The organism is Kitasatospora sp. NPDC058063 (assembly GCF_042885395.1).
Classification (GTDB): domain Bacteria; phylum Actinomycetota; class Actinomycetes; order Streptomycetales; family Streptomycetaceae; genus Kitasatospora; species Kitasatospora lactacystinica.
Genome location: NZ_JBHVSD010000011.1, coordinates 251,330 through 275,639 on the forward strand (window position 1 = coordinate 251,330; position 24,310 = coordinate 275,639).

The window sequence follows — 24,310 nt, forward strand, 5'->3', positions numbered from 1 at the left end:
CCGGTGTCCGGGCGCCAGGAGGTGGATCTGGCCGCACTCGAGCGGGCCCTGCGGACCGAGGTGGACGGCGAGGTCCGCTTCGACGCGGGCAGCCGCGGCGCGTACGCCACCGACGGCTCCAACTACCGCCAGGTCCCGCTCGGCGTGGTCGTGCCCCGCACGGTCGAGGCCGGCGCTGCCGCAGTGGGTGTCTGCTCCCGGTTCGCCGCCCCGGTGCTGTCCCGCGGAGGCGGTACCAGTCTCGGGGGGCAGTGCACCAACGAGGCGGTGGTCATCGACTGGACCAAGTACTGCAACCGCCTGGTCTCGGTGGACCCCACAGCACGGACCTGTGTGGTCGAGCCGGGCATCGTCCTGGACGAACTCAACCGCCGACTCGCTCCGCACGGGCTCATGTTCGGGCCGAAGCCGTCCACGCACAGCCACTGCGCGCTGGGCGGCATGATCGGCAACAACAGCTGCGGGGCGTCCGCCCAGGCCTACGGCAAGACCGCCGATAACGTCCACCGCCTGGAAGTCCTCACCTACGAAGGCACCCGGTTCTGGGCCGGCCCCACCAGCGAGGACGAGTACGCGCGGATCGCGGCCGAAGCCGGACCGCGCGCCCGGCTCTACCAAGGGCTGCGGGACATCACCGGGCGCCACCTGGCCGAGATCCGGCGTGGGTACCCGAAGATCCCGCGCCGGGTCTCCGGCTACAACCTGGACGCCCTGCTACCGGAGCACGGTTTCGACGTGGCCCGCGCCTTGGTCGGCAGCGAGGGAACCCTGGTGACGCTCCTGCACGCCGAACTGCACCTGGTCGAGGTGCCGGCGGCGGAGGCCCTGCTGGTCCTGGGCTTCGACGACATCTACAAGGCCGCCGACGCCGTCCCCGACCTGCTCGAGCACAGCCGCCCCACCCAGCTGGAGGCCATCGACGGGCGCATGGCGCAGCTGATGCGCGAGGAGCACGCCTACCTGGACTCGCTGGAGAGCCTGCCCGAGGGCGACAGCTGGCTGCTGGTCCAGTTCACCGGCGACACGAAGCAGGAGGCGGACGCGCGGGCGTACGAGCTGCTGGGGGCGATCGGCCGCGACGAGGGCGACCCGTCGGTGGCGCTGTCCGACGATCCCCCGCGGGAGCAGGAGATGCTCAGGGCCCGCGAGGCGGGTCTGGGCGTGACCGCCCGCCCGCCGGACGGCTCCGAGACGTGGGAGGGCTGGGAGGACTCCGCCGTCGCCCCGGAGAAGCTCGGTGACTACCTGCGCGACCTGGAGCGGCTGTTCGACCGGTACGGCTACCAGCAGGCCTCCCTGTACGGGCACTTCGGGCAGGGCTGCGTCCACACCCGGATCCCGTTCGAGCTGCGCGAGGGCAAGGGCATCGAGGCGTTCCGGGCGTTCCTGTTCGACGCGGCCGACCTGGTCGCCTCCTACGGCGGTTCCTTGTCGGGTGAGCACGGTGACGGGCAGGCCCGCGGCGAACTCCTGCCCCGCATGTTCGGCCCCGCGCTCGTGGAGGCGATGGGCGAGGTCAAGGCCCTGTTCGACCCGGGCGACCGGATGAACCCCGGCAAGGTGGTCCACCCCCACCGCGTCGACGAGAACCTGCGCCTGGGCGCCGGCTGGCGGCCCCAACCGCAGCGGACGCACTTCGCGTATCCCGATGACGGCCACGACTTCACCCGCGCGGTACTGCGCTGCGTGGGCATCGGCAACTGCCGCACCCACCAGGGCGGGGTGATGTGCCCCTCCTACCGGGCGACGGGCGAGGAGGAGCACTCCACCCGCGGCCGGGCACGGCTGCTGTTCGAGATGCTCGGCGGCCACGACGACTCCCCGGTCACCGGCGCATGGCGCTCCACCGAGGTCCGCGACGCACTGGACCTGTGCCTGGCCTGCAAGGGCTGCAAGTCCGACTGCCCGGTCGGCGTCGACATGGCCACCTACAAGGCCGAGTTCCTCGCCCACCACTACCAGGGCCGCGTGCGCCCGGCCGCCCACTACGCGATGGGCTGGCTCCCGCTGTGGGCACGGCTGGCCCGCACGGCGCCGGGCCTGGCCAATGCCGCCCTGCACGCCCCCGGCCTCGCACGGTTGGGAAAGCGGATGGCCGGCATCGACCCGCGCCGCGCCGCACCTCTCTTCGCCGCCGAATCGTTCCAGGAAATCCGGCATCGGCAGGGCTGGGCGGAGCCCGATCCGCGCGATCCGCGCACCGTCCTGCTCTGGCCGGACACCTTCACCAACCACTTCCAGCCGCACGTGGCCGACGCCGCCGTCCGCGTCCTGGAGGACGCCGGCTTCCACGTCGCCGTACCCGAGGGGCCGGTGTGCTGCGGCCTGACCTGGATCTCCACCGGGCAGCTCGCCACCGCCCGTCGCGTCCTCGAACGCACCATCCGGACCCTGCGCCCATGGCTGGAGGCCGGCACCCCGATCATCGGGCTCGAACCCTCCTGCACCGCGGTCTTCCGCGCGGACGCCCCCGACCTGCTCGACGGCGACCAGGACATCGCCCGCCTGGCCGCGCAGACGCGCACCTTCGCCGAACACCTCGTCAACCACACCCCCCACGGCTGGCAACCGCCCCGGATCGGCCGGGCGGCGACCGTGCAGACCCACTGCCACCAGCACGCCGTCCTCGGCACCGACCCCGACCGGGAGCTGATGCGCCGCGCGAGCCTGGACGCGAATGTGCTCGACGCGGGCTGCTGCGGCCTGGCCGGCAACTTCGGCTTTGAGCAAGGTCACTACGACCTGTCCCAGGCCATTGCCGAGCAAGGCGTCCTCCCGGCCGTGCGCGACACCGCCCCCGGCGCCTTCGTCCTGGCCGACGGCTTCAGCTGCCGCACCCAGATCGAACAGTCCTCAACCGGACGGCTGGCCGTGCACGTGGCCGAGGCCCTCGCCCTGGCGCTGGACGGGCCGCTGCCCGCCGACCATCCCGAGAAGACGATCCCGCGCCCGCAACCCCGCGACGCGGTGGCCGGCCTGCTGACCGCAGGTGTCGCGGGCGCGATGACAGGCCTGGCGGCGGCCGGTGCTGCCGCCGTGCGGCGCCATCGCGCCAGGAGGAGGTAGACCATGCGGTCCCTGCACGAGCGGCTCCACCGCGAAGCCCGCGCCTACACCGGCGACAACGACCGCCCGCTCGCGGCCTACACCGGTCTCATGGCCCTTTACGCCACCGCGGTGCTCGGCACCGCCGCAGCCGCCCGGGTCTTTCGCCGAGAGCTGCCCTGCCCGACTCCGTGGGACGTCGCCCTGAACGCGCTGGCCACCCATCAGCTCTCCCGCCTGATCGCCAAGGACCCGGTCACCAGCCCGCTGCGCGCGCCGTTCACCCGCTTCGAAGGCACATCCGGCCCGGCCGAGTTGGAGGAGGACGTGCGCGGCACCGGAGCCCGTAAGGCCGTCGGCGAGCTGGTCACCTGCCCGTTCTGCACCGGCCTGTGGGTCGCCACCGCAGGCACTGCCGGGTCCGTCTTCGCCCCGCGCGCCACCAGGCTCGCCACCGCCACCCTGGCCGCCCTGGCCGGCGCCGACTTCCTGCAGTTCGCCCGCGCCGCCGCCCAGCACGCGGCCGACGAGACGCCATGACCGTCGCCGACACCGTGGAGGCCCTGCACGTGCAGGTCCTCGACGTCCCCACCGACACTCCGGAAGCCGACGGCACTCTCGCCTGGGACTCCACCACCATGATCCTCGTCGGTGCCCGCAGCGGGGACACCACTGGCCTGGGCTGGACCTACGGCGCCCCCGCCACCGCCCAGGTGATCACCGGGCACCTCCGGGACACGGTCATCGGCCGCCCGGCGTTCGACGTCCCGGCCGCCAACGAGGCGATGAGCCGCACGGTGCGCAACGTCGGCCGCCCGGGGCTGGTCGCCGGCGCGATCTCAGCCGTCGACATCGCCCTCTGGGACCTCAAGGCCCGCCTGCTCGGCCTGCCCCTGGTCGACCTGCTCGGCGCCGCCCGCCGCGAGGTTCCCCTCTACGGCAGCGGTGGCTTCACCACCTACACCGACCGGCAACTCGCCGAGCAGCTCGCGGGCTGGGTCGAACAGGGCTTCCACCGATTCAAGATCAAGATCGGCGAGAGCTGGGGTCGCCGGGAACGGCGCGACCTGGAACGCACCGAGCAGGCCCGGCAGGCGGTCGGCGACGACGCCGCCCTGTACGTGGACGCGAACGGCGCCTACACCCGCAAACAGGCCGTCCGCGTCGGACGGGCGCTGGCCGGCCTGGGGGCGAGCTGGTTCGAGGAGCCCGTCTCCTCCGATGACCTCACCGGCCTCGCCCACGTCCGCGACGCCGTCACCTGCGACGTCGCGGCCGGCGAGTACGGATACGACCTGCCCTACTTCGCCCGCATGGCCTCGGCCGTGGACTGCCTGCAGGCGGATGTCACCCGCTGCGGCGGCATCACCGTTTGGCTGCGCGCAGCGGCCCTGGCCCAGGCCCACGGACTCCAACTGTCCGGACACTGCGCCCCGCACGTCCACGCACACGCTGCGGCCGCCGTGCCGAACCTGCGGCACCTGGAATGGTTCCACGACCACGTCCGGATCGAGAACCTCCTCTTCGAGGGAACCCTCAGCCCGGACGGGGGACTGGTCCGCCCGGGCCACAGCGGGGAGCCAGGCCTCGGCCTGGCCCTCCGCACCGAGGTGGCGGAGCGCTACCGTGTCCGCGCCTGAGGAGACCCGGCTCGCTCTCGACGACGGCCGCCGGCCTCCGCAGACCGTGCACGTTCCCGGCGCTCCGCGTCCATCCGGCCGCGGACACGCGGCCCGCACCGCTGTACCCCAGGAGACGAGAACGTGACCGCCCCCATCGAGGGCTCTCCCGCCCCTCACGCCCTGCGTGACTACGCCCTGCTCGCGGACGGCGAGCGCGGCGCCCTGGTCGGACCGCGCGGTGACATCGTGTGGATGTGCGCACCCACCTGGGACAGCGACGCCGTCTTCGCCACCCTGATCGGTGGCCCGGGCTGGTACACCGTCACCCCCACGGACCCGTTCGTCTGGGGCGGCTACTACGAGAGCGGCAGCCTCATCTGGCGCAGCCGCTGGATCACCATCACCGGCGTCGTCGAATGCCGCGAAGCCCTCGCCTACCCCGGCGACCGGCACCGTGCGGTGGTGCTGCGCCGGATCCTGGCGGTCGACGGCGACGCCCGCCTCGACGTCCACCTGCACCCGGCCCCCGGATTCGGCACACACCGGCTGCGCAAGGTGCGCCGGGACGGGCAGGGGCGTTGGACGGCACGGGCCGGAAAACTGTATGTGCGCTGGAGCGGAGCGCCCGACGCCCGGCCGGGCGATACGGCGCTGTCCGCCATGATGCGTCTGGAGACCGGTGAGCACCACGACCTCGTCCTGGAGATCTCCGATCGGCCCCTGCCCGAACCGGAGGCGGCCGACGTGCTGTGGCGGTCCACCGAAGCGGCCTGGACCGCGCGCGTGCCCGACCTAGCGAACACGCTGGGCCGGCGCGACGCCCGGCACGCCTACAGCGTCCTGGCCGGCCTCACAGGTCCCGGAGGCGGCACGGTGGCAGCGGCCACCACCAGCCTGCCCGAACGCGCCGAGACGGGCCGCAACTACGACTACCGGTACGTGTGGATCCGCGACCAGGCCTACATCGGCCAGGCCGTCGCCGCCGCGGGGCCGCACGCGCTGCTGGACGAGTCCGTACGGTTCGTCACCGCCCGTCTGCTCGAACACGGTCCGGCTCTCGCGCCCGCCTACACCGTGACCGGTGCGGCGGTACCCGACCAGCGCACCCTCGACCTGCCCGGCTACCCAGGTGGCTTCGACGTCGTCGGCAACCACGTCAACCGCCAGTTCCAGCTCGACGTGTTCGGGGAGAGCCTGCTGCTGCTTGCCGCCGCCGCCCGCCACGACCGGCTCGACCCCGACGGCTGGCACGCCGCGCTCACCGCCGCCGACGTGATCGCCACCCGGCATCGCGAGCCGGACGCCGGGATCTGGGAACTGCACGACGACCGGTGGGCGCACAGCCGCCTGATCTGCGCGGCCGCCCTTCGAGCGATCGCCGCCGCAGCACCCCGGGCCGGCAGCGGGCGCGCCGCCGGCTGGCAGGCGCTGGCGGATGCGATCCTCGCGGAGACCTCCGCCGACTGCCTGCATCCCACCGGCCGGTGGCAGCGCTCCCCGACCCGGACGGGCGTGGACGCGGCCCTGCTGCTGCCCGCCATCCGCGGCGCCCTGCCTCCCGAAGACCCGCGCACCATCGCCACCCTGCGAGCGGTGCGCGCCGATCTCGTGCAGGACCACTACGTCTACCGGTTCCGCCACGACAGGAGGCCTCTTCAGGACGCCGAGGGTGCCTTCCTGCTGTGCGGATTCGTCATGGCCCTGGCGGAGCATCAGCAGCACAACGACGTGGAAGCGGTGCGCTGGTTCGAACGCAACCGTGCAGCCTGCGGTCCGCCCGGCCTCTATGCGGAGGAGTTCGACGTCGCCCAACGCCAGCTGCGCGGCAACCTGCCCCAAGCGTTCGTTCACGGGTTGGTGCTCGAAGCCGCCGCCACGCTCGCACCCGGTCACTGAGCCCGTCGTGATCCGCCTGACCCGCACGCTGGAGCGCGACGATGCCGCTGGCGAGTCCCGGCGGCATCGTCGCGCCTGCCTGACGGATGGGGAGAGGCTCGCGTCACCGGCAGCAAGGCGACCGGAGTCGGTACGGCCGGCGTCGACGCCAGGTCATACGGAGAACCGGTGCAGGCACACGGCCTGAACCGAACCGTCCACGTGTGCGGCGCATGGCTGGTGTCGTGGCCCAGCAGGGCTGCGCTGCCTCCACGGGGCCAGTGGCTGGTTCGCTGGTGCCTACCAGTAGTGGCGGCGGCCGCCGACCTCGTGGCCGACCGCGCCCATGATCCACAGGATGAGGCCGATGAGGGCCAGGACGATGCCGATGGTCCACAGGATGCCGATTCCGGTGACGAATCCGATGACAAGGAGGATGACTCCGAGGACGATCACCATGACCTCCGTTTCTTCCCCCTCCTCCGATGCGGTCCTTCGCCGATGCGGAGGAAATGCTGCACTTGCTTTCGCGGGTGCCCGGTTTGGGGGCGGGATATCAGCCGCGATGGCGCGACTCCCGGGTTCGGCGCACTACCGAGGTGCGCACCAACCAGCGCGACGGCTACGGCCAGCAGGTGATCCACCCCGGGACGAGCTACGCGCCGAACTCGGTCGGCGGTGGATGCCCGGCCACCCTGGGTGGCGGCCGACTGTCCGAGGGTGTGTTCGAGCACTACCAGGAGCGGGGCGACGGCCGTGCGATCCGTCGCCGCAGCCCCAGCTTCGCCGACCACTACAGTCAGGCCGCGCTGTTCTGGCGCAGTATGGCCGACTGGGAGCGGGAGCACATCATCGCCGCGTTCTCCTTCGAGCTCGGCAAGGTCGGGGACCAGGCCGTGCGGCGCCGGATGGTTGCGAATCTGACCCGCGTGGACGAGGAGCTGGCTGTGGAGGTCGCCTGCCGTATCGGCGAGCCCGCGCCCGATCGGTCCCGCGAGAAGGGCGAGGCCGAAACAGCAGCAGGGGAGCGGGTCTCGCCCGCGCTGAGCCTGGAGAACCTGCGCGGTACGGGCATCCGAACCCGCAAGGTCGCCGTCCTGGTGGCACAGCGTGGACGCCGCCCAGGTGCGTGCCGCGCGCACCGGCCTGCAGGCCGAGGGTGCCACGGTGGAGACTCTGGCCCGGCACGGCGGAGCGTGGGCGGCAGCGACGGCCAAGACGTGGAGGTCGACCGAGCGTTGGCGACCACTGCCTCGGTGCTGTACGACGCCGTGGTCGTCCCGGACGGCACAGAGGACGCGCTCGTCGTGAATCCGGACGCCGTCCGGTTCGTCAACGAGGCACTGCGGCACGGCAAACCGGTGGCCGTGCTCGGCACCGGCGCGGCGCTCGTGCGGGCCGCAGGGGCCCCCGGCGCGGAGCACATCGCCGGAGTTGCCCTCGGTGGCCCGGACCGGCAGCCCGGCCCCTTGTACTGGGACGACTTCGTCCGCCTGATCGAACAGCACCGGTTCCCACAGCGCTGAACCCGAGCCGAATCGCCCGGGAGACCCGCCCGTCCTGGAGGAGTCCCGGTCCCGCTGCGCGGGCAGGCCTGGACGTTGGCGCCAACTGGCCGTCCGTACTCGTCGGGGCGAGGCCAGTGGGCTCTGCCCGTTCGCCGGCTTAACCCGTTTGCGGTCGAGTCCGGTGGCCGTGCGGCGCTGTCAGGGACCACTCGAAGGACCTTCGGCCTAGCGTGGTGGTGGCAGTGCCCGGGTGGCCGCCGCCTCCCGAACGGGGGAGGACGTTCACGAAGGAGCAGATTCCGATTGACCGAGTACGGCTACTTCCTGTCGTGTGAGGAGTTCTCCCCAGCGGAGCTGATCGACCAGGCCCGCCGTGCGCAGCGGGCCGGGTTCACCCGATTGGCGGTCTCCGATCACTTCCATCCGTGGAACGACGCGCAGGGCAACAGCGCGTTCGTGTGGTCGGTGATCGGGGCGTTGTCGCAGGCCGTCTCGCTGCCGGTCACCACGCTGGTGACCTGTCCGACGGTTCGGCTGCATCCGGCGGTGACCGCGCAGGCCGCCGCCACCTCCAGCGTTCTGCTGGATGGGCGCTTCGCTCTCGGTGTCGGGACGGGGGAGGCGTTGAACGAGCACATCCACGGCGATGCGTGGCCGTCGTTCGAGGTGCGGGCCGAGATGCTGGAGGAGGCCGTCGAGGTGATGCGCAAGTTGTTCACCGGTGAACCGGTCAGCCACAGCGGCCGGCACTACACCGTCGACAACGCCCGCCTCTACACCGCCCCCGACCAGCAGCCGCCGGTGTACGTTTCCGCCTTCGGTCCGAAGGCCGCCGAACTGGCCGGCCGGATCGGGGACGGGTTCGTCACCATGACCCCGGACGCCGACCTCGTGAGTGCGTTCCGGGAGGCCGGGGGCCAGGGCAAGAAGGTGGTGGGCGGCGTGAAGGTGTGCTGGAGCAGCAACCGGGAAGCGGCCGTGGACGTGGTGCACCGGCTGTGGCCGACCGAGCTGCTGCCCGGCGAACTCGCCCAGCTCCTGCCCACCCCGGCGCATTTCGAACAGGCAAGTCAGCTCGTCACCCGCGACATGGTCGCCGACGAGGTCACTTGCGGTGACGATGTGGAGGAGCACGTGGAGACAACGCGTGCATATGCGCGCGCCGGGTTCGACGAGGTCTACGTCGGACAGATCGGCCCCGATCAGGAGGTCTTCTTCGACGCCTACCGTGAGCTGGTCCTGCCCGCCCTGAACCGCTGACCGGGGCCGTCCAATCTATGGCGTCCGGCCCCGGCAGGTGCCCCCTTCGGGCGCAGACGCCTTCGGGAGGCCGAGGTGGTTGCGGTGGCACAGCAAGGTACTTCGCGGCGCCGGGACGTTCGGCGCTGGCCGGATGCCTCAGGTTCTGGCGCTTGACCGGCGTGCGAAGGCGTGCCCTGTGAGAGCGGCCTGGCACCGGTTGCGCTCTGTGTGTGGGCGCGCGTGGGGGCGCGGGCGGGAGATCGAGCTGATGCAGCGTTCGCTGGCCTTCGCCGCGCTGTTCTTCGTGACCCTGGTGCCGCTGCTCATGGTCATCGCGGCGGCCTCCCCTGCCCGCGGCAACGGGATCGCCCAGTGGATCACCGACGGCCTGGGGCTGTCGCCACGCGGTGGCCAGGCCGTCGAGACGCTGTTCACTTCACGCGGGCAGGTCCTCAGCACGACCACCGGGTTCAGCCTCGCCGCGTTGGCCTTCTTCGGCGTCTCGCTGACGGGTGCGATGCAGGGCGCCTACGAGCGGATCTGGGGCCTGCCGCGAGGACCGTGGCACCGGGTGGGGCGCCAAGTTGTCGCGCTGGCCGGGCTGACCGGCTATCTCGTCCTCGCGGCGTGGAGCGGCGTGCCGTGGCGGCATGCTGCCGTCCAACCGACCCTGCGGATCCTCGCCACGGTGCTGGGAGGTCTGCTGCTGTTCTGGTGGCTTCCGCGCTTTCTGCTCGGGGCCCGTGCCCCGCGGCGGGGACTGGTGCCCGGGGCGGTGGCCACGATGGTCGCCCTGGCCGGCCTCCGGCTGTTCTCCCGGCTGGTCTTCGCCCCGTTGCTGGTCTCCAACGCCGTCTCCTACGGCACGGTCGGCGCGGTCCTGGTGGTCCAGTCCTGGCTGATCGGGGTGGGCTTCACCGTGTACGGCGGAAGTATTGTGGGGTGGGCGCTGGCCGGCGGCGACCAGTCAGCCGCCGATGACGGTGGTGAGTGACCGGAGCTGGGCTTGTGGTTCATCCGAGTTCCGGTCAAACGCTCGTTGCTGTGGGCCGTCCAGCAGCAGTGGCACCCGGAACGTGATGCCCGCAAGCGGGCGAGGTCGGATCTAGAGAGCGGGGCGGCGAGCCGCCACGAGGTCGGATCCGGGCGCCTGCACAACGTGCAGTCCTGCGGCTTCGAGTTCCTCGGTGAGCCGCTCGGGCGGGGCAGGCCACACGTCGAACGCCTCCCGGGCCTCGCGCAGGAGTGCCCGCTCTCGTTCGACGCGGTAGGTGAAGACCACGCGCAGGACCCCGCGATGGGGCCAGCGGGTGACGTCGGCGCTGTACAGGTCGGGGCCGACCCGCACCGGACCGAGCCGTCCCGCCGCCTCGGACCCTCGCGGCAGGCCGGCGGGCGGCGGATCGAACAGGAGCAGGCCACCGGGCAGGAGGGCTGCCGAGATCGCCTTCCACGTGGCCCGCCTGGTCGGGGGGTCCAGACAGGCGATCACGTTGGAGGCGACGGCCAGGTCCGCCACGGCCGTCAGGCCTGCCGCCGCGAGGGGCTCGGGGTGCACGGTGACACGAGCGCGCTGGTCCGCCCCGAGGTGGGCCAGGCGCGAGAGCAGGGCGGCGCGCATGGCCGGGGCCGGTTCGACGGCGTGGACGGGCACACTGGAGGCGCGCAGCAGGACTTCGGTGGCAGTGCCGGTCCCGGCGCCGACATCAAGGACCGCGTGGCGGGCCCGCGTGGCGGCCGCGGCGAAGCGCCGCTCGGCCAGACGGCGGTCGGTCTCGGCCTGCAGGAGATCGTAGAACTCTGCGGAGACCGCGTACCCGCCGTCGGGGGAGTCGTCCACGGCTGTGCGCTCAGCCGCGTACGGGCTGGAAGTGCGTCGGGTCCGCGAGGGCGCTGGAATCGAGGCGGGCGAGGAGTTCGCCGACATCGGTGTGCACCTCGAGGGCTCCGGCCGAGCGCAGGGCCCGCTCGCCGAAGCCGCCGGAGAGCACCGCCACGCAGGTGACCCGGGCCCCGGCGGCGGCCTGGACGTCCCACGGGGTGTCGCCGACGAACAGCGCCTCGCCCGGCCTGGCGCCGGACGTGGCCAGAGCAGCGTGGACGAGGTCGGGGGCGGGCTTGCTGGCCTCGACGTCGTCCGCACAGGTGGCGTGATCGATCGCGTCGTCGGCGGCCAGCACCCTGCGCATCGCTTCCAGGTCACGCCCCGAGGCAGAGGAGGCGAGGGTGATCGTCCAGCCGCGCCGTCTCAGTTCCCGCAGCAGGTCGCCGGCGCCGTCGAACGGCCGCAGGCGCGGCCAGAACCGGGCGAAGAGCGCTTGGTGCGCCGCGCTGATCGCCTCGTCCTGGCCGTGGTCGCGGCGGTCGCCCAGCACGTGGTCGAGGAGCTGGTCGCCGCCCATGCCGATCGCCCCGTGGACGCGGGCCATCGCCGGGGTGTGGCCGAATTGGGCGAGCGCCTCGGTCCAGGCGACGGTGTGCCAGTAACTGGTGTCGAGCAGTGTGCCGTCGACATCGAACAGTGCTGCGGCCGGCATCGAAGCCTCCCTGACTCACGCCCCCGGCATGTCCACCCTATCGACGCTACGGCTCGACGACCGGCCACGCACGTGGCGTCGGGCCGTTTGCCCCGCTGTTTCCGGGAAACCCGAAGCAGTATGGAAACTGCCTGCCGGACCATCGTCATCACCGGGGCCAGCGGCGGCATCGGCCGCGCGACCGCCGAGGCGTTCGCCGCCCGCGGGGACCGGCTCGCGCTGATCGCCCGCGGCCGGACCGGCCTCGAAGCGGCGGTGCGCGAGGCCGAGCGGGCCGGCGCTGCCAAGGTCATCGCCATCGAGGCCGACGTCGCCGACGCACACGCGGTGGAGGCCGCCGCCGAACGGGCCGAGGAAGAACTCGGGCCGATCGACGTGTGGGTCAACGACGCGTTCGCCTCCGTCTTCGCCCCGTTCACCGAGGTCTCCCCGGAGGAGTTCCGGCGCGTCACCGAGGTCACGTACCTCGGCTACGTCTACGCCACCCGGGCCGCCCTGGCCCGGATGCTGCCCCGGGATGCCGGGGCGATCGTGCAGGTCGGTTCGGCGATCGCCTACCGCGGCATCCCGCTGCAGAGCGCCTACAGCGGCGCCAAGCACGCCATCCAGGGCTTCAACGAGGCGCTGCGCTGCGAACTGCTCGCCTCCGGTACTCGGGTGCGGACCACGATGGTGCAGATGCCGGCCGTCAACACCCCGCAGTTCGACTGGGTCCGGTCCCGCCTGCCCCGTCGGGCGCAGCCGGTTCCGCCGATCTACCAGCCCGAGGTCGCTGCCCGCGCCGTGCTGTTCGCCGCCGACCACCCCGGGCGGCGGGAGTACTGGGTCGGCGGCAGCACGGTGGCGACCCTGGTGGCGAACGCCGTTGTGCCCGGGCTGCTGGACCGCTACCTGGCCCGCACGGGCTTCGACTCCCAGCAGGAGGACCGTCGGCGCCGCGCCACGGACCCGGACAACCTGTTCGAGCCGGTGGATGCCCGGCGGGACTTCGGGGCGCACGGCCGGTTCGATGGCCGGGCCCGGGACCGCAGCCGCCAGCAGCAGGCGGCGCACGCCCTCGGAGCCCTCGCCGACGCGCTGGGGCGCGCGGCTGGACGGGTGCAAGCCGGTTTGCCCGGTGCCGGTAGCGGGTTCCTCTCACGGATGCGGGGAACCCGCACCCCGCAGTCATCGGACAGGAGTGTGTGACCATGCCTCGCGGATCGAGTCCCAAGCGGGAGCGGCAGTACGAGCACATCAAGGACAGTGCGCTGGAGCGCGGTGAGAGCGAGAAGCGTGCCGAGGAGATCGCTGCCCGCACCGTGAACAAGGAGCGGGCCCGGCACGGGGAGTCGAAGACCGCCAGCCGCAGCTCGGTGAAGGACATGTCCTCCTCCCGTCGCGGTGGGCTGCGGTCGCACAGCGGCGCCCAGGGGCCGACGAAGGAGCAGCTCTACAACGAGGCCAGGCAGCGCAACATCCACGGGCGCTCGAAGATGAACAAGAAGGAACTCGAACACGCCCTGGGCCGATAGGAGCTGGTGAACGTGGGTACTGTTCCCGTGCCGCCCGACCCCGACGTCACCCCGGTTCCGCCGTCGCCGGCGCCGCAGCCGCCCAGTCCGCCGGCACCGGTGGAGCCACCGGTGCCGCCGGATCCGCCCGCGCCTCCCGGCTCGCCCGAACCACCCCCTGAACCGCCGGCCCCGCCCGGCCCGGGCGAGCCCACGGAGCCTGCTTCGCCGGAGCCCGGCCACCCCCGCCCGTCGGAGCCTCCCGACTGACCCGGAGGCCATGACACGGCCGGCGTTGGACAGCGCACGTGGAGGCGCCGTCTGCGACGCGGAGCCGCCGGGTGGCCGGCAACCGAAAAATGGCCCGGGGACTACAGGAGGTCCGGTGCTCGCCCGGTTGGTGGAGATCGTGATGTGGGGTGCTGTGCTGACGGGGCTGACGGTGGTGTTCATCGGCTCCGTCTCGCCCGTCGAGCTGCTGGTGGCCGTTCCTGCCGCGTTGGGCGGGGCGGTCGCGGCCCGCAGGATGCGTCTGGCTGCACGCGTCCGCGTCGGAGGAGGGCGTGGCGCGGTGCGTGCGCTCCTCGCGCTGCCGGGCTCGGTCGTGCGCGGTCTGGCCGTGCTGACGGCCGCGATGGCCCCTGATCACCGAGGCGGGAGAGTTCGGCGCATTCGGCTGCGCCCCGGAGCGGGAGCCGGGTGGGCCGGCACGCTGCTCGCCGCCTCCCCGGACACCTGCGTGATCGATGTGCCCCGCGACGACGAGGTCATCGTGCACGCCCTGCGCCCGACCCCGGGACCGGTCGAGGAGGCCGTGGCCCGCACGGACGACGCGCGGTGAACGCCTGGACAGCGGCGGCCCTGGTCCTGCTCGCGATCCCGGCGCCGGCATGCCTGTGGGTCGCGACGCGAGGCACCGCGGTGCGCCGCCTGATCGGGGCGTCGATGCTGTCGACCGTGGCCGGCGCGGTGTTCCTGCTGCTCCCGATGGCGTACGACCGGTCCTCCTACCAGGATCTCGCGCTGATGCTGGCCGTCCTGGCTCCCGCCGGCACCCTCGTCTTCGCCCGCTTCGTCGCCGGCCGCCCCCACGACGCCCACCCGCACGGTTCCACGCCCGAAAACTGATGAGACCGCGCCCCGCCCGGCCGGCCACACCGGGTGCGGGGGAGGGAGTTCGGATTGACGTCACGCCATGTGATCGTGCTCGTGCTGCTGTGGGCCGGAGTGGGGTGCGTGCTGCTGTCCGCGGCCGCGGTGCTACGGCTGCGCGGAGCGCTGACGCGCCTGCACGCCCTGGCCCCGGCCTCGGTGGCCGGTGTGCCGCTGATCGCCGCGGCCGTGGCAGTCGACCAGGGACCGGGCCGGGGGGCGGCCAAGACGCTGTTCATCGGCCTGGTCTTCGCCGTCGGCGGGACGGTCACCACGATTGCCATCGGCCGTGCTACCCGCCAAGCCGAGGCCGAAGAGGTGAGCAGGCCGTGAACGCATGGCTGATCGGAGTTGTCGTCGCCTTCGTCGTCCTCGCCGCCACCACGGCGGTCCTCACCCGTGACCCGGCCCGCCAGGCGGTCGTCCTCTCCGTGCTCGGTCTGGGCCTGGCGGTGCTGTTCGCGGTGCTGCAGGCGCCCGACGTGGCCCTTTCCCAGCTCGCCGTGGGCACCGCGCTGACCCCGCTGCTGATCCTGCTGACCGTACGCAAGGTCACCCGCCGCCCCACCCGCACCAACGACCGGGCCGGTGCCGGCGACAACGGACGGGAACAGGAGTGACGGCCCGCGCCCGGCTGACGATGTTCCTGGCAGCGGCCGCCGTCATCGCCGCGTTCTTCACGGCCGCGTGCACTCACCTCCCGCCGTTCGGAGCGGACAGCCACCCCTACGGGGACCGGGCGGTGGTGGCGGCGTTGGACCGGCGCACCGCCAACGTCGTCTCCGCCGTCAACTTCGACATCCGGGCCTTCGACACCCTCGGCGAGGAGTCCATCCTCTTCGGCACCGTGCTCGGGGCGACCCTGCTGCTGCGCCGGGCCCGCGACGAACGCCACCGACGCGCCGAAGCGGAGCGGGTCACGCCCACGACCCGCCTCTTCGGCGCGCTGCTGCTGCCGGTCACCCTGGTCGTGGGCGTCTACATCGTCGCGCACGGCCAGTTGAGCCCCGGCGGCGGCTTCCAGGGCGGCGTCGTCCTCGCCACCGCTCTGCACCTGGCCTACGTGGCCGCAGACTACCGGGCCCTGAAGCAACTGCGCCCGCTGGCCGTCCTCGACGTCGCGGACTCGCTCGCCGCCGCCTCCTACAGCCTCGTCGGCCTGGCCGGCCTGATCGCCGGCGGAGCGTTCCTCAAGAACGTGCTGCCGCTGGGCACCTTCAACACCATCACCTCTGGCGGCACCGTCCCGGTCCTCAACGCCGCAGTCGGCGTCGAAGTCGCCTGCGCCCTGATCGCCCTGCTCGCACACTTCCTCGACCAGGCCGTCGAACTCACCGACCCCGACCAGCAGAGAGACGGAGACACCTGATGGGAACGTGGGCCTTCCTGGCCGCCGGATGGGTCCTGCTCATCGCCCTGTACGGCCTGGTCACCAGCCGCAACCTCATCCACGCCATCGGCTGCCTCGCCGTCGCCCAGTCCTCCACCTACCTCCTGCTTCTCGCCGTCGGCTACCGGCGCGGCGCGACCGCCCCCGTCTACTCCGACCTCACCCCCGGTACCCGCCCCGTCGTCGACCCCGTCGTGCAGGCCCTCGCCCTGACCGACGTGGTCGTCGGCGCGACCGTCACCGCGTTGTTGCTCGCCCTCACCATCCAACTGCGTAAACGCCACCACACCGTCGACCCGCAGGCCCTCACCGGCCTCAAGGGTTGACCGTGACCGAAGCCGCCCTGCTGCCGCTCGCGGTGGCCATTCCGCTGCTCGGGGCGGCCCTGCTCGCCGTCGCCGGCCGCAGACTACCCCGGGTCGGCTGCGACATCCTGGCCACCACCTGCGCCGGTGCCGAGGCAGTGTGCCTCGCCCTGCTCTGGACACGCACCGACGGGCGCCTCGTTACCGCCGACCTGGGCGGCTGGCCCGCCCGCCTCGGAATCGTGCTCGCCGCCGACCCCATCGGCGCTGGACTCGCGCTGCTCGTCGCCGTCCTGGTCCTCGCGGTCGTCATCTACGCCTGGCGCTACTTCGACGAACCCACCGGCGAGCACGCCGGCACCTTCCCCGCCCTGATCCTGCTGTTCGAAGCCGGCATGGCCGGCTTCGCGCTCACCGGTGACCTGTTCAACGCCTTCGTCTTCTTCGAACTCATGGGAGCCGCCGCCTACGCCCTGACCGGCTACCGCATCGAAGACCCCCGCCCGCTCCACGGGGCGCTCACCTTCGGTATCGTCACCTCCTTCGCCGCCTACTGTTCCCTGCTCGGCATCGGCCTCCTCTACGCCCGCACCGGCGAACTCAACCTCGCCCGCCTCGGCCGGCAGCTCGCGGGCCACCACACCGACGTGCTGACCGTGGCCGCGTTCGCCCTGATCGCCACCGCCCTACTGGTCAAGGCCGCCGCCGTGCCGTTCCACTTCTGGCTGCCCGACGCGCACGCGGTGGCGCCCACCCCGGTGTGCATGCTGATGTCCGGCGCCATGGTCGAACTCGGCGTCTACGGCATCGCCCGCGTCTACTGGACCGTCTTCTCCGGCCCGGGCGGCATCCCCCACCAGGCCTTCCGCACCACCTTCACCGCGATCGGTGTGCTGACCGCACTCCTCGGCGCCCTGATGTGCTGGCAGCAGCGCCACCTCAAGCGTCTGCTCGCGTTCTCCACCATCAGCCACGTCGGCCTGTTCCTCATCGCCGTCGCCCTGCTCACCCCCGACGGCGCCACCGGCACCGCGGTGTACGTCGCCGCGCACGGCCTGGTGAAGGCCGCGCTGTTCGCCCTCACCGGTGTACTTCTGGACCGCTACGGCTCCGTCGATGAACACGGCCTGCACGGCAAGGCGCGCGACCTGCGCACCGTCGGCGTGCTGTTCGTGGCCGGCGCCCTGGCCCTGGCCGGCATGCCGCCGTTCGGTACCGGCCTTGGCAAGGCCCTGAGCGAGGACGCCGCCGCCCACTGGCAGCCGTGGCTGCCCGCCGTGTTCGTCGCGGCCTCCGCCACCACCGGCGCAGCCGCTCTCCGCGCGGCCCTGCGGATCTTCTTCGGGGCCGGCCCGGCCCCACACAGCCGACCGGACGAGGACGAGACCACCGGCGAGGGCGAGGAACCCGAGATCCGCTCCCCGCAGCGCGCCGTGCCGCACACCATGACGGTCGTCCCGGCCGGTCTGCTCGGCCTCGCCGTCCTTGTCGGTTCCCTGCCCGCCATCCCCGCCGCCCTGGCCCGTGGGGCGGCCGTCTTCACCGACCCCGACGGCTACACCGCCGTCGTCCTCACCCACGCCAACACGCCGCCCGGACCCGTGCCGGTCGCGGACTGGACCGTGACCGGGGTGCTGCTGGGCCTGCTGTCCGCGGCCGTCGCTCTCGCCCTGGCCACGGCCGCCCTCCGCCGGCCTGCCGCCGACCGGCACGTGGCTGCCCGAGCCCTGCGGGCGCTGCGCCGCCTGCACTCCGGACACGTCGGCGACTACCTCGCCTGGCTCGCCCTCGGCGTCGCGGCGCTGTGCGTCGCGATCGCCGCCCAGACCTGAATCCTCCCAGGCCCCTACAGCCGCTCCTCCATCCCGATGGCTGCCTTCAGATCCTCGTAAGCCTGACCGCGCTTGCCTTCGTGCTGCTCCAGCATCGCCCGGACGATCGCATCCAGCTTGCGCTGGATGGCATGCTCGGCCCGCCGCTCGGAGTTCTTCAGCATCGCCAGCAGCAACAGCGTCACCGCGCCCATCGCATCGCCCACCAGAAGCTGCCACCCGATCGGCAGCCCGGCCACGTGCACCACGACGACCGCCCCCACCAAGCACAGGCACAGCGCCGCGAACAGCGGCGAGCTGGTGAAGTTCGACGCCAGCTCCGCGAACTCCTCGAACCGCCCGCGCCGACCGTTCCCATGCTTACGAGCAGGATGCTGAAACGTCATGCCGACGCCCTCTCCGTCCGGTGCGCAAAGACAGCCGCCTCCACTGTCCACCGACACCGTCCTCGGTGGGCCGCGGGCATAGCAACACGCCACACGGGTGCCCTCCGCAGAAGACGATCGCCATCAGCCCGTCGCCCACGGCGTTGCCTGCGGACAGCCGGGGCGGCGAGGCCTCTGGGCAACGAGCATGCGGGTTGGTGGGTTACCCCGACTGGCGCGATGATCCTCAAGAGTGTCGCCGAGGACGGTCGAGCGGTCGACTCCGGCGGCCGCGGCCGGGTGGATTCCGAGCCCATCGGCGGGGCAGGATCATAAGCGGGCGGACAGCTTCCCTCGCGCGCCTCGCCGCCTACGCTGCCGCGACCGCCCTGGTCTTGGCCGCCCCGTTCGAGCAGACCAGGCGCCTGCTGGAGATCACCGACACCCACGAGGTCTTCACCGTCCGCGACCCCGTCCGCGCCGCCCTCAGCGACGCCGGTGCCGCACCTGCAGAATGAGGCCCGCCATGGACACCGCCGAGCGCTACGCGATCACCATGCCGGGCCCACCAGGCGCGCACCGACCGCCCGAGATCGTCGTTGTCCACGCCACCGGCGACAGGACGTCCGACGGCGTCCCGATCTACGCCGACGACACCGGAACCTTCCGGGTGGAGATCCAAGCCAGTGTGGCCAGGCCCCTGGACGCCGCGACGAAAGGGCTCGGCGAGCACACCTGCCTGCAAGCCACCCCGCTGCCCTGACCACAGCATTCCCACCCGTCCTCGGCCGGGACGTCGCGGCCGTGCCCGCGCGATCATCCTCCTTTCAAGCTCCTGTGGTGCGTTGAAGCTGCTCCCCGCAGGCACGCCACCAGGGGACCGCGTCCCGATGCTCCAGTACGAAGCGCCCAGCGGGTTCAGGGAGTGGATCCCCCGGTCAAAGCCCGGGTGCATAGGGGGCGATTCCGATGATGAGGATGTCGCGTCGCCCTTCGTCCCCGTCGTCACCGAGGCGGACCGGGCCGACGTAGTGGCTGACGCGCCGGTCGTGCACTCCGTAGCCGTCCAGCGGCTCGGTCAGCACGAAGCGGTCGTGGATCGCTTCCGGGGGCAGCGCGTCGGGTTGCCGGCCGGCGCTCTCCGGGGTGGCGATGACGTTCTCGCCGCCCTTCACGTTCCGGCGGCCGATCAGGTGGGCGAAGGTGAAGGTGGCCGGTGAACCGCCGTCCTGGTGCAGGCAATTCGGTGAGGACACCGCCTCCTGCTCCTGGTCGTGGACGCTGAGCGAGATCAGATGGATGCCGACGTAGACGGGGACGCGGTGCAGGTCCTCCAGCCACAGTGCGCGGTCCAGGTCGGCGCGGACGAGGGCGTCGAGCAGCCGGTTGCGGTGCAGGGCTTCCGGAATGTCGGGCAGCCGGCGCCGCACCCGGGGGTACTCGGGGTTGTGCTCGTCCTGCGAGTACTCCGTGACGGTGCCGAACTCCTCGTCGGGGGCGCCGGGGATGTAGGAGAGCTCGCCGGTCCAGGGCAGGTGGACGGCGTGCGAGTAGCGGCGGAAGCGGTGGGTCTCACGGGCGTACGGGTCCGGCGGCAGGTCCTGGTAGGAGTCGGCGAGCCGGGTGAAGTCCTCGGCCAGTGCCGCGGTGTCGATGCCGAGGTCGGCAGCGTTCAGGCGGACGTACCCGTCACGGCGCACCCGCCCGCCGCGCTCCGGCGGGCGTCCGTGCTGTTCCGTGCTGTCGTCCATCGGCTTCTCCGGGCGTTCGCGGGCGTCCGTGGACATGGGTCCGCGTGCCCTTCCGGCTTCCTCCACGCTGGCACATCCGTCGGGGTCGTGCCCCTGGGGGTTCTGCCGTGCGGATGACCGGGGCGGGACGGCCTGCGGGGTGGTCATGCAGTTCGCGAGGTCGTCCACGACCGCGGGCAGGCCACCGGCCCGGTGCGCGGCACGCTGGCGGTGGGCGCCGCTGCCCCGGGCGGCCAGCCGGTCGGCGAAAGCGGTGACCCGTTCCAGGTCCCCCAGGCCCTCCAGCGCGGCGCCGATGTGCTCGACCAGCCTCCGTGCGCGCTCCGGGGCCGGCAGGACGCGCCCGGTCAGCGCGTCCGCCCCCGGCCCAGGCCAGCCGTCGCGGGTCGCGTACCAGTACGCGCCGCGCAACAGCTCACCGCGAAGCTGCGGGCCCTTGTCGCCGCGCTCCGCCAGGCGGGCGGAGGTCACCACCAGACCGCGCACGACGGCCGCCAGGGCCACTGAGTCGGCGGACTCGGCCGGAACGTCCATGCATCGCACTTCCAGCGTCGGCAGGCGCGGGTGCGGGCGGGTGTCCCAGAACGGCAGCTCCGCGAAGGAACTCCCGCCGACCGCCGCCATCGAGGCGGCGACGCGCCGGTAGTCGTCGAAGGACTCGACCCAGGGTGGCGGCCCGAGGGAGGGGAAGCGCAGCCGCAGCACCGAGCGCCAGCTCGCGAACCGGGTGTCCCGTCCGGCGTGGAAGGGCGAGTTGGCGCTCATCTCCACCAGCAGCGGCAGCCACGGGCGCAGGTGGTTGCCGACCAGGGCCGCCACTTCGCGGTCGGGCAGGCAGACGTGGACGTGCAGGGCACAGACCGCGAAGTCGTCCATCAAGGTGCGGAACAGCCTCACCCCGTCGCGGTACCGAGGGTGGTCGCCCACCGGCACAGCGTCGCCGCCCCCGATCACGGGTGCCGCACTGGGGCACACCGTCAGGCCCTCGGCCTCGGCGCACGCGGCGAGCGTGCGGCGCAACCGAACCAGCTGGGCGGACAGCTCGCCCATCGTGGCGCACGGCGGAGTCCGCACCTCGATCTGGAGGTCCGCGAACTCACCGGACACCAGGTCCCCCAGCACGCCCGCGGAGCGGGCGGCCAGCCGCGGGCCGCCGGGAACCACGGCCCGGCTTGCGGGGTCCACGACGAAGTACTCCTCCTCCACGCCTACCGTCGGCGGCAGCTCGTGGCCGCGGCCCGTACCGCCCGGGGTGCCGCTGTCGTCCACGTCACCAGGCTCCCTCTCCTTGGTTGTGTCGGCATCACGTGGGTCCGGCGGGCGCGGCGTCAGATGTTCGGCCTCAGTGTGCGCCCCGGCCCCGTCGCGTACGGGTGCCGTGCTCACCGCTGCGGTGCCCGGTGCAGCAGGTGTGAACCGTGTCCCGTCGGGCAGCCGCTCGACATGCTGTTGATTCGCCCGCCCGGGGTCTACGCGCCCCAGGGCGACACCGAACTGCTGGCCGCCTGTGTGCGCCGGGAGCCGCTGGACGGCTCCAGCCGGGTGCTCGACCTGTGCACCGGGACCGGGGCCGTCGCTATCACGGCGGCGCGCAGCGGGGCCCTCGTCACGGCGGTGGACCTGTCCGCCAGGGCGGTGGCCGCCGCTTGGTGCAACGCCCGGCTGCACCGCGACCGGGTCCGGCTGCGCCGGGGCGACCTCCTGGCGCCGTTGCCCGGTGAGCGCTTCGACCTGGTGACCGCGAATCCCCCGTACGTCCCGACGGACCCGGCCGGGGCGGCTCCCGGCCGGGGCGCGGCGCTGGCTTGGGATGCCGGACCGGACGGACGGCTGGTCCTGGACCGGATCTGCCGGACCGTTCCCGGGGCGCTGGCCGAGGGCGGCGTGCTGCTGGTCGTGCAGTCCGCACTCGCGGACGTGCCGGCCACCCTGGCGCTCCTGCACGCAGCCGCACTGCGCACGGAGGTGGCGGCGCGACGGCGGCAGCTCTTCGGGCCCGTCATGACGGCTCGGGCTGCCCTGTTCGAGCGGCTCGGGCTGATCCGGCCGGGCGAGCGCGAGGAGGAACTGGTGGTGGTGCGCGGTGTCCGCGAGCGCTGAGCGCTACGCCACCCGGGTGGTCGTCGTGCCGGGCGGCCCGTTGCTGGTCGAGGGCCCGGTGGAGGTGATCCTGCCGGACGGCACCCGGCGCCTGTCCGACCGTCCGGTGGTGGCTTTGTGCGCCTGCCGGCGCAGCCGCACGTACCCGTTCTGCGACACCAGCCACCGGCGGCACGGGCGGCCGCCGGGGGTTCGGGCGCGGGGCCTGGGCACGTCGGACGGTGCGGCCGGTGAAAGGTAAGCGGACGGACGTCCGCAGTGCTCACCGCGGCCGGCCGCCCGTCCGCTTACCTTTCACCGCGGCGCCGAGCAGTGCCGCACCGCCGGCCGCGCCGTGGTCCGTCTCGGAGTCGCCCGGGGACAAGAGGTTGTTTTGTTCGTCGCCGCGGCGGGGCCGGTCATCCCCCTGCTGGGCGTCGATGCCGGTGCAGGCGAGGTAGCGGTCGAGAAGGCTGGGTGCGAGCGTGTTGGCGACCAGGGTGCCGACGGTGCTGCCCCCCACCCAGTGCTCCCGGCGCCGGGGGTGGTCGGCGGCGAACCGGACGGCGCGGGCGGCGAGTTCGGGCTGGTACACGGGCGCGGCGGGGCGAGCGTGGCCGTGCAGCCGGTTGAGCACCCAGTCGAACTGCGGGGTATTGACGGCCGGCAGCTGGACCATCGTCACGCGGACCGCCGTTCCGCTGGCGGGCAGTTCGCAGCGCACGGCCTCGTGCCAGCCCTGGAGGGCGTGCTTGGCGCCGCTGCAGGCGGTCCGCAGCCCGGGCACAGGGCCGGCCGATGCCGGCGGTGGCTCCGGTGAATGAGGGCCCCGGTGATCCAGCCGGCCAGTGCCGATCCGGTGGCAACCCGCAGCAGGAGCAGCAGGGCCCAGCTGATGGTCAGCGCCAGCAGGAGGAGCCGGGACGGCTACCCGAACGAATCCCGAACGAATATGGAGAAAACGGTAGAAAGACCGATGAAACACGAATTCGATGTCGTGTTTGGGGTAGAAGAGCTCATGTAGCGGCTGCCGACCGATCCAGGCCGCTCCGGCATCCGACGGGTGCCACCAGGGCCGTGCCTGAAGATGCCGGGCACGCCCCCGGGGAACAAACCCGCGACGTGTGAGGATTCGCGCGCACGGGTCCAGGGGGTCCACCCGATGCCAGGAGAAGTCCAGTGTCCATCCGCTTGGGAAAACCCCACCACGCCGCCGACACGACCCCGGACCCGTCACTCGATCTGCCGGCGAGACCGACTCCGGCCGAGTGCCGGGCGATGGGGAAGTACGAGGCGCGGGAGCTGAGCGACGCGTTGTTCGAGCGGTTGGCCGGGCTGGCCCGCGAGACCTACGCCTACAGTTACGTGCGCGGCACGATCATCGAGTTGAACATGCCACTGGTGCGGTTCATCGCGGCCCGCTTCCGGCACCGTGCCGAGGACATGGACGACATCCTCCAGGTCGGCACGATCGGCCTGATCAAGGCCGTCGACGGCTACGACCCGAAGCGAGGGGTCGTGTTCGTCACCTATGCCATCCCCACGATCACCGGGGAGATCAAACGGTTCTTCCGCGACACCTCCTGGCCGGTTCGGGTCCCGCGCAGCACTCAGGAGCTCTACCTCTGCGTCGCCCGCGGCTCCGACCGCCTGGAACAGGAACTCGGCCGCCTCCCGCAGCCCGAGGAGATCGCCGAGGACCTGCACCTCACCGTCGAACAGGCCACTGAGGGAATCGTGGCGGGCCGCGTCTACCGCCCCAACTCCCTGGACGCCCTGCGCGATCAGGACACCGACGAGAGCGGCAGCGCCCTGCTCGACCACCTCGGCGGCTGCGACCCCGGCATCGAACTCGCCGACTTCCGCATCGCGGTGCGCCCGCTGCTGGCCCGGCTGCCCGAACGCGAGCAGACCGTCCTCAAGCTCCGATTCTGGGACGGCTGGACGCAGGCCCGGATAGCGGAGCGCATCGGCGTCTCCCAGATGCACGTCTCCCGGCTGCTGAGTACCACGTTGGCCTGGCTGCGGGAGGAATTGGAGGACCGGGACGCGCCAGGCTGGACCGACACACCGGAGGAACCGGAGTGACTTTCCCGCCGTGGGGCGTTTCCGGC

Annotated in this window: 27 protein-coding genes; 21 read left to right on the plus strand and 6 right to left on the minus strand. The window is 72.5% G+C overall.

From position 1 onward, the window contains the following. Nucleotides 1–3: 3 nt before the first annotated feature. The 4 genes from ACFVUY_RS21385 to ACFVUY_RS21400 all read left to right on the plus strand — a co-directional run bounded on the left by ACFVUY_RS21385 (nucleotide 4) and on the right by ACFVUY_RS21400 (nucleotide 6,563). Nucleotides 4–3,066, plus strand: a complete 3,063-nt coding sequence (locus ACFVUY_RS21385; RefSeq protein WP_387732018.1) for an FAD-binding and (Fe-S)-binding domain-containing protein — start codon at nucleotides 4–6, stop codon at nucleotides 3,064–3,066. 3 nt (nucleotides 3,067–3,069) lie between these two features. Then, on the plus strand, nucleotides 3,070–3,585 hold the full coding sequence (locus tag ACFVUY_RS21390; protein WP_387691107.1) for a DUF1360 domain-containing protein: 516 nt from the start codon (nucleotides 3,070–3,072) through the stop codon (nucleotides 3,583–3,585). Then, the gene (locus ACFVUY_RS21395; RefSeq protein WP_387691109.1) at nucleotides 3,582–4,685 is read left to right on the plus strand and encodes an enolase C-terminal domain-like protein; all 1,104 of its coding nucleotides are present in this window, start codon (nucleotides 3,582–3,584) and stop codon (nucleotides 4,683–4,685) included. The genes ACFVUY_RS21390 and ACFVUY_RS21395 overlap by 4 nt, the downstream gene beginning before the upstream one ends. Before the next feature lie 123 nt (nucleotides 4,686–4,808). Then, a complete protein-coding gene (locus ACFVUY_RS21400; RefSeq protein WP_387732021.1) occupies nucleotides 4,809–6,563 on the plus strand; it encodes a glycoside hydrolase family 15 protein in 1,755 nt (584 codons plus the stop codon). A 279-nt stretch (nucleotides 6,564–6,842) separates the two neighbouring features. Here ACFVUY_RS21400 and ACFVUY_RS21405 read toward each other — a convergent pair whose 3' ends face one another. Further along, on the minus strand, nucleotides 6,843–6,998 hold the full coding sequence (locus ACFVUY_RS21405; RefSeq protein WP_380460921.1) for a DUF6131 family protein: 156 nt from the start codon (nucleotides 6,996–6,998) through the stop codon (nucleotides 6,843–6,845). Nucleotides 6,999–7,027: 29 nt separating this feature from the next. Between ACFVUY_RS21405 and ACFVUY_RS21410 the strand changes: the two genes are divergently transcribed. The 3 genes from ACFVUY_RS21410 to ACFVUY_RS21420 all read left to right on the plus strand — a co-directional run bounded on the left by ACFVUY_RS21410 (nucleotide 7,028) and on the right by ACFVUY_RS21420 (nucleotide 10,286). After that, nucleotides 7,028–8,068 carry a catalase-related domain-containing protein gene (locus tag ACFVUY_RS21410; protein WP_387732024.1) on the plus strand — a complete coding sequence of 347 codons (1,041 nt, stop codon included), beginning with the start codon at nucleotides 7,028–7,030 and terminating at the stop codon, nucleotides 8,066–8,068. A gap of 285 nt (nucleotides 8,069–8,353) precedes the next feature. Beyond that, a complete protein-coding gene (locus ACFVUY_RS21415) occupies nucleotides 8,354–9,310 on the plus strand; it encodes a TIGR03557 family F420-dependent LLM class oxidoreductase (protein WP_387732027.1) in 957 nt (318 codons plus the stop codon). Nucleotides 9,311–9,560: 250 nt separating this feature from the next. Next, a complete protein-coding gene (locus ACFVUY_RS21420) occupies nucleotides 9,561–10,286 on the plus strand; it encodes a ribonuclease BN (RefSeq protein ID WP_387732030.1) in 726 nt (241 codons plus the stop codon). 111 nt (nucleotides 10,287–10,397) lie between these two features. Here ACFVUY_RS21420 and ACFVUY_RS21425 read toward each other — a convergent pair whose 3' ends face one another. Both ACFVUY_RS21425 and ACFVUY_RS21430 read right to left on the minus strand, forming a co-directional pair. After that, nucleotides 10,398–11,132, minus strand: a complete 735-nt coding sequence (locus ACFVUY_RS21425; protein WP_387732032.1) for a methyltransferase — start codon at nucleotides 11,130–11,132, stop codon at nucleotides 10,398–10,400. A 10-nt stretch (nucleotides 11,133–11,142) separates the two neighbouring features. After that, nucleotides 11,143–11,829: an HAD family hydrolase gene (locus ACFVUY_RS21430; protein ID WP_387732034.1), complete on the minus strand. Its 687-nt coding sequence runs from the start codon at nucleotides 11,827–11,829 to the stop codon at nucleotides 11,143–11,145. A gap of 120 nt (nucleotides 11,830–11,949) precedes the next feature. Here ACFVUY_RS21430 and ACFVUY_RS21435 point away from each other — a divergent pair, with 120 nt between their 5' ends. From ACFVUY_RS21435 to ACFVUY_RS21475, 9 genes are all read left to right on the plus strand, one after another. Continuing rightward, nucleotides 11,950–13,017, plus strand: coding sequence for an SDR family oxidoreductase (locus ACFVUY_RS21435; protein WP_387732037.1), 1,068 nt, complete (start codon nucleotides 11,950–11,952; stop codon nucleotides 13,015–13,017). 2 nt (nucleotides 13,018–13,019) lie between these two features. Further along, nucleotides 13,020–13,343: a plasmid stabilization protein gene (locus ACFVUY_RS21440; protein ID WP_359904079.1), complete on the plus strand. Its 324-nt coding sequence runs from the start codon at nucleotides 13,020–13,022 to the stop codon at nucleotides 13,341–13,343. Nucleotides 13,344–13,707: 364 nt separating this feature from the next. Further along, nucleotides 13,708–14,163 carry a hypothetical protein gene (locus ACFVUY_RS21445; RefSeq protein ID WP_387732040.1) on the plus strand — a complete coding sequence of 152 codons (456 nt, stop codon included), beginning with the start codon at nucleotides 13,708–13,710 and terminating at the stop codon, nucleotides 14,161–14,163. Beyond that, nucleotides 14,160–14,450, plus strand: coding sequence for a monovalent cation/H+ antiporter complex subunit F (locus tag ACFVUY_RS21450; protein WP_387691124.1), 291 nt, complete (start codon nucleotides 14,160–14,162; stop codon nucleotides 14,448–14,450). The genes ACFVUY_RS21445 and ACFVUY_RS21450 overlap by 4 nt, the downstream gene beginning before the upstream one ends. Before the next feature lie 54 nt (nucleotides 14,451–14,504). Next, nucleotides 14,505–14,807 carry a cation:proton antiporter gene (locus ACFVUY_RS21455; protein WP_387691126.1) on the plus strand — a complete coding sequence of 101 codons (303 nt, stop codon included), beginning with the start codon at nucleotides 14,505–14,507 and terminating at the stop codon, nucleotides 14,805–14,807. Then, nucleotides 14,804–15,094, plus strand: a complete 291-nt coding sequence (locus ACFVUY_RS21460; RefSeq protein WP_387691128.1) for a Na(+)/H(+) antiporter subunit B — start codon at nucleotides 14,804–14,806, stop codon at nucleotides 15,092–15,094. The genes ACFVUY_RS21455 and ACFVUY_RS21460 overlap by 4 nt, the downstream gene beginning before the upstream one ends. Continuing rightward, nucleotides 15,091–15,843: an MnhB domain-containing protein gene (locus ACFVUY_RS21465; protein WP_387732043.1), complete on the plus strand. Its 753-nt coding sequence runs from the start codon at nucleotides 15,091–15,093 to the stop codon at nucleotides 15,841–15,843. The genes ACFVUY_RS21460 and ACFVUY_RS21465 overlap by 4 nt, the downstream gene beginning before the upstream one ends. Further along, the gene (locus ACFVUY_RS21470; RefSeq protein ID WP_387691131.1) at nucleotides 15,843–16,190 is read left to right on the plus strand and encodes a sodium:proton antiporter; all 348 of its coding nucleotides are present in this window, start codon (nucleotides 15,843–15,845) and stop codon (nucleotides 16,188–16,190) included. Before ACFVUY_RS21465 ends, ACFVUY_RS21470 begins: the two co-directional genes overlap by 1 nt. A 2-nt stretch (nucleotides 16,191–16,192) precedes the next feature. Then, the gene (locus ACFVUY_RS21475; protein WP_387732045.1) at nucleotides 16,193–18,001 is read left to right on the plus strand and encodes a complex I subunit 5 family protein; all 1,809 of its coding nucleotides are present in this window, start codon (nucleotides 16,193–16,195) and stop codon (nucleotides 17,999–18,001) included. Nucleotides 18,002–18,015: 14 nt separating this feature from the next. Here the strand turns inward: ACFVUY_RS21475 and ACFVUY_RS21480 are convergent, their stop codons facing one another. After that, entirely contained in the window at nucleotides 18,016–18,387 is a 372-nt protein-coding gene (locus ACFVUY_RS21480; RefSeq protein ID WP_387691135.1) for a low affinity iron permease family protein, read from the minus strand. Between the two features lie 374 nt (nucleotides 18,388–18,761). On the opposite strand from ACFVUY_RS21480, the gene ACFVUY_RS21485 reads away from it, so the two are divergent. Next, the gene (locus tag ACFVUY_RS21485; protein WP_387691137.1) at nucleotides 18,762–18,884 is read left to right on the plus strand and encodes a hypothetical protein; all 123 of its coding nucleotides are present in this window, start codon (nucleotides 18,762–18,764) and stop codon (nucleotides 18,882–18,884) included. A gap of 8 nt (nucleotides 18,885–18,892) precedes the next feature. Then, on the plus strand, nucleotides 18,893–19,129 hold the full coding sequence (locus tag ACFVUY_RS21490; RefSeq protein WP_387732048.1) for a DUF6296 family protein: 237 nt from the start codon (nucleotides 18,893–18,895) through the stop codon (nucleotides 19,127–19,129). Nucleotides 19,130–19,304: 175 nt separating this feature from the next. Here ACFVUY_RS21490 and ACFVUY_RS21495 read toward each other — a convergent pair whose 3' ends face one another. Further along, complete coding sequence (locus tag ACFVUY_RS21495; RefSeq protein WP_387732051.1) at nucleotides 19,305–21,386, minus strand: YbdK family carboxylate-amine ligase; 2,082 nt, start codon at nucleotides 21,384–21,386, stop codon at nucleotides 19,305–19,307. A gap of 174 nt (nucleotides 21,387–21,560) precedes the next feature. On the opposite strand from ACFVUY_RS21495, the gene ACFVUY_RS21500 reads away from it, so the two are divergent. Both ACFVUY_RS21500 and ACFVUY_RS21505 read left to right on the plus strand, forming a co-directional pair. Continuing rightward, a complete protein-coding gene (locus ACFVUY_RS21500; RefSeq protein WP_387691142.1) occupies nucleotides 21,561–22,217 on the plus strand; it encodes a HemK2/MTQ2 family protein methyltransferase in 657 nt (218 codons plus the stop codon). Then, complete coding sequence (locus tag ACFVUY_RS21505) at nucleotides 22,201–22,458, plus strand: CDGSH iron-sulfur domain-containing protein (RefSeq protein WP_387732054.1); 258 nt, start codon at nucleotides 22,201–22,203, stop codon at nucleotides 22,456–22,458. The genes ACFVUY_RS21500 and ACFVUY_RS21505 overlap by 17 nt, the downstream gene beginning before the upstream one ends. 21 nt (nucleotides 22,459–22,479) lie before the next feature. Here ACFVUY_RS21505 and ACFVUY_RS21510 read toward each other — a convergent pair whose 3' ends face one another. After that, nucleotides 22,480–22,983, minus strand: coding sequence for a hypothetical protein (locus ACFVUY_RS21510; RefSeq protein WP_387732057.1), 504 nt, complete (start codon nucleotides 22,981–22,983; stop codon nucleotides 22,480–22,482). A gap of 491 nt (nucleotides 22,984–23,474) precedes the next feature. Here ACFVUY_RS21510 and ACFVUY_RS21515 point away from each other — a divergent pair, with 491 nt between their 5' ends. Next, nucleotides 23,475–24,284, plus strand: coding sequence for a SigB/SigF/SigG family RNA polymerase sigma factor (locus ACFVUY_RS21515; protein ID WP_387732060.1), 810 nt, complete (start codon nucleotides 23,475–23,477; stop codon nucleotides 24,282–24,284). The last annotated feature ends 26 nt before the right edge of the window (nucleotides 24,285–24,310 follow it).

Bases quoted from the DNA above. Each gene is read 5' to 3' on its own strand.
- ACFVUY_RS21390 (WP_387691107.1), top strand. From the start codon at position 3,070: ATGCGGTCCCTGCACGAGCGGCTCCACCGCGAAGCCCGCGCCTACACC.
- ACFVUY_RS21395 (WP_387691109.1), top strand. From the start codon at position 3,582: ATGACCGTCGCCGACACCGTGGAGGCCCTGCACGTGCAGGTCCTCGAC.
- ACFVUY_RS21410 (WP_387732024.1), top strand. From the start codon at position 7,028: ATGCGGTCCTTCGCCGATGCGGAGGAAATGCTGCACTTGCTTTCGCGG.
- ACFVUY_RS21420 (WP_387732030.1), top strand. From the start codon at position 9,561: ATGCAGCGTTCGCTGGCCTTCGCCGCGCTGTTCTTCGTGACCCTGGTG.
- ACFVUY_RS21430 (WP_387732034.1), bottom strand. From the start codon at position 11,829: ATGCCGGCCGCAGCACTGTTCGATGTCGACGGCACACTGCTCGACACC.
- ACFVUY_RS21435 (WP_387732037.1), top strand. From the start codon at position 11,950: ATGGAAACTGCCTGCCGGACCATCGTCATCACCGGGGCCAGCGGCGGC.
- ACFVUY_RS21440 (WP_359904079.1), top strand. From the start codon at position 13,020: ATGCCTCGCGGATCGAGTCCCAAGCGGGAGCGGCAGTACGAGCACATC.
- ACFVUY_RS21470 (WP_387691131.1), top strand. From the start codon at position 15,843: ATGGGAACGTGGGCCTTCCTGGCCGCCGGATGGGTCCTGCTCATCGCC.
- ACFVUY_RS21480 (WP_387691135.1), bottom strand. From the start codon at position 18,387: ATGACGTTTCAGCATCCTGCTCGTAAGCATGGGAACGGTCGGCGCGGG.
- ACFVUY_RS21490 (WP_387732048.1), top strand. From the start codon at position 18,893: ATGGACACCGCCGAGCGCTACGCGATCACCATGCCGGGCCCACCAGGC.
- ACFVUY_RS21500 (WP_387691142.1), top strand. From the start codon at position 21,561: ATGCTGTTGATTCGCCCGCCCGGGGTCTACGCGCCCCAGGGCGACACC.
- ACFVUY_RS21515 (WP_387732060.1), top strand. From the start codon at position 23,475: ATGGGGAAGTACGAGGCGCGGGAGCTGAGCGACGCGTTGTTCGAGCGG.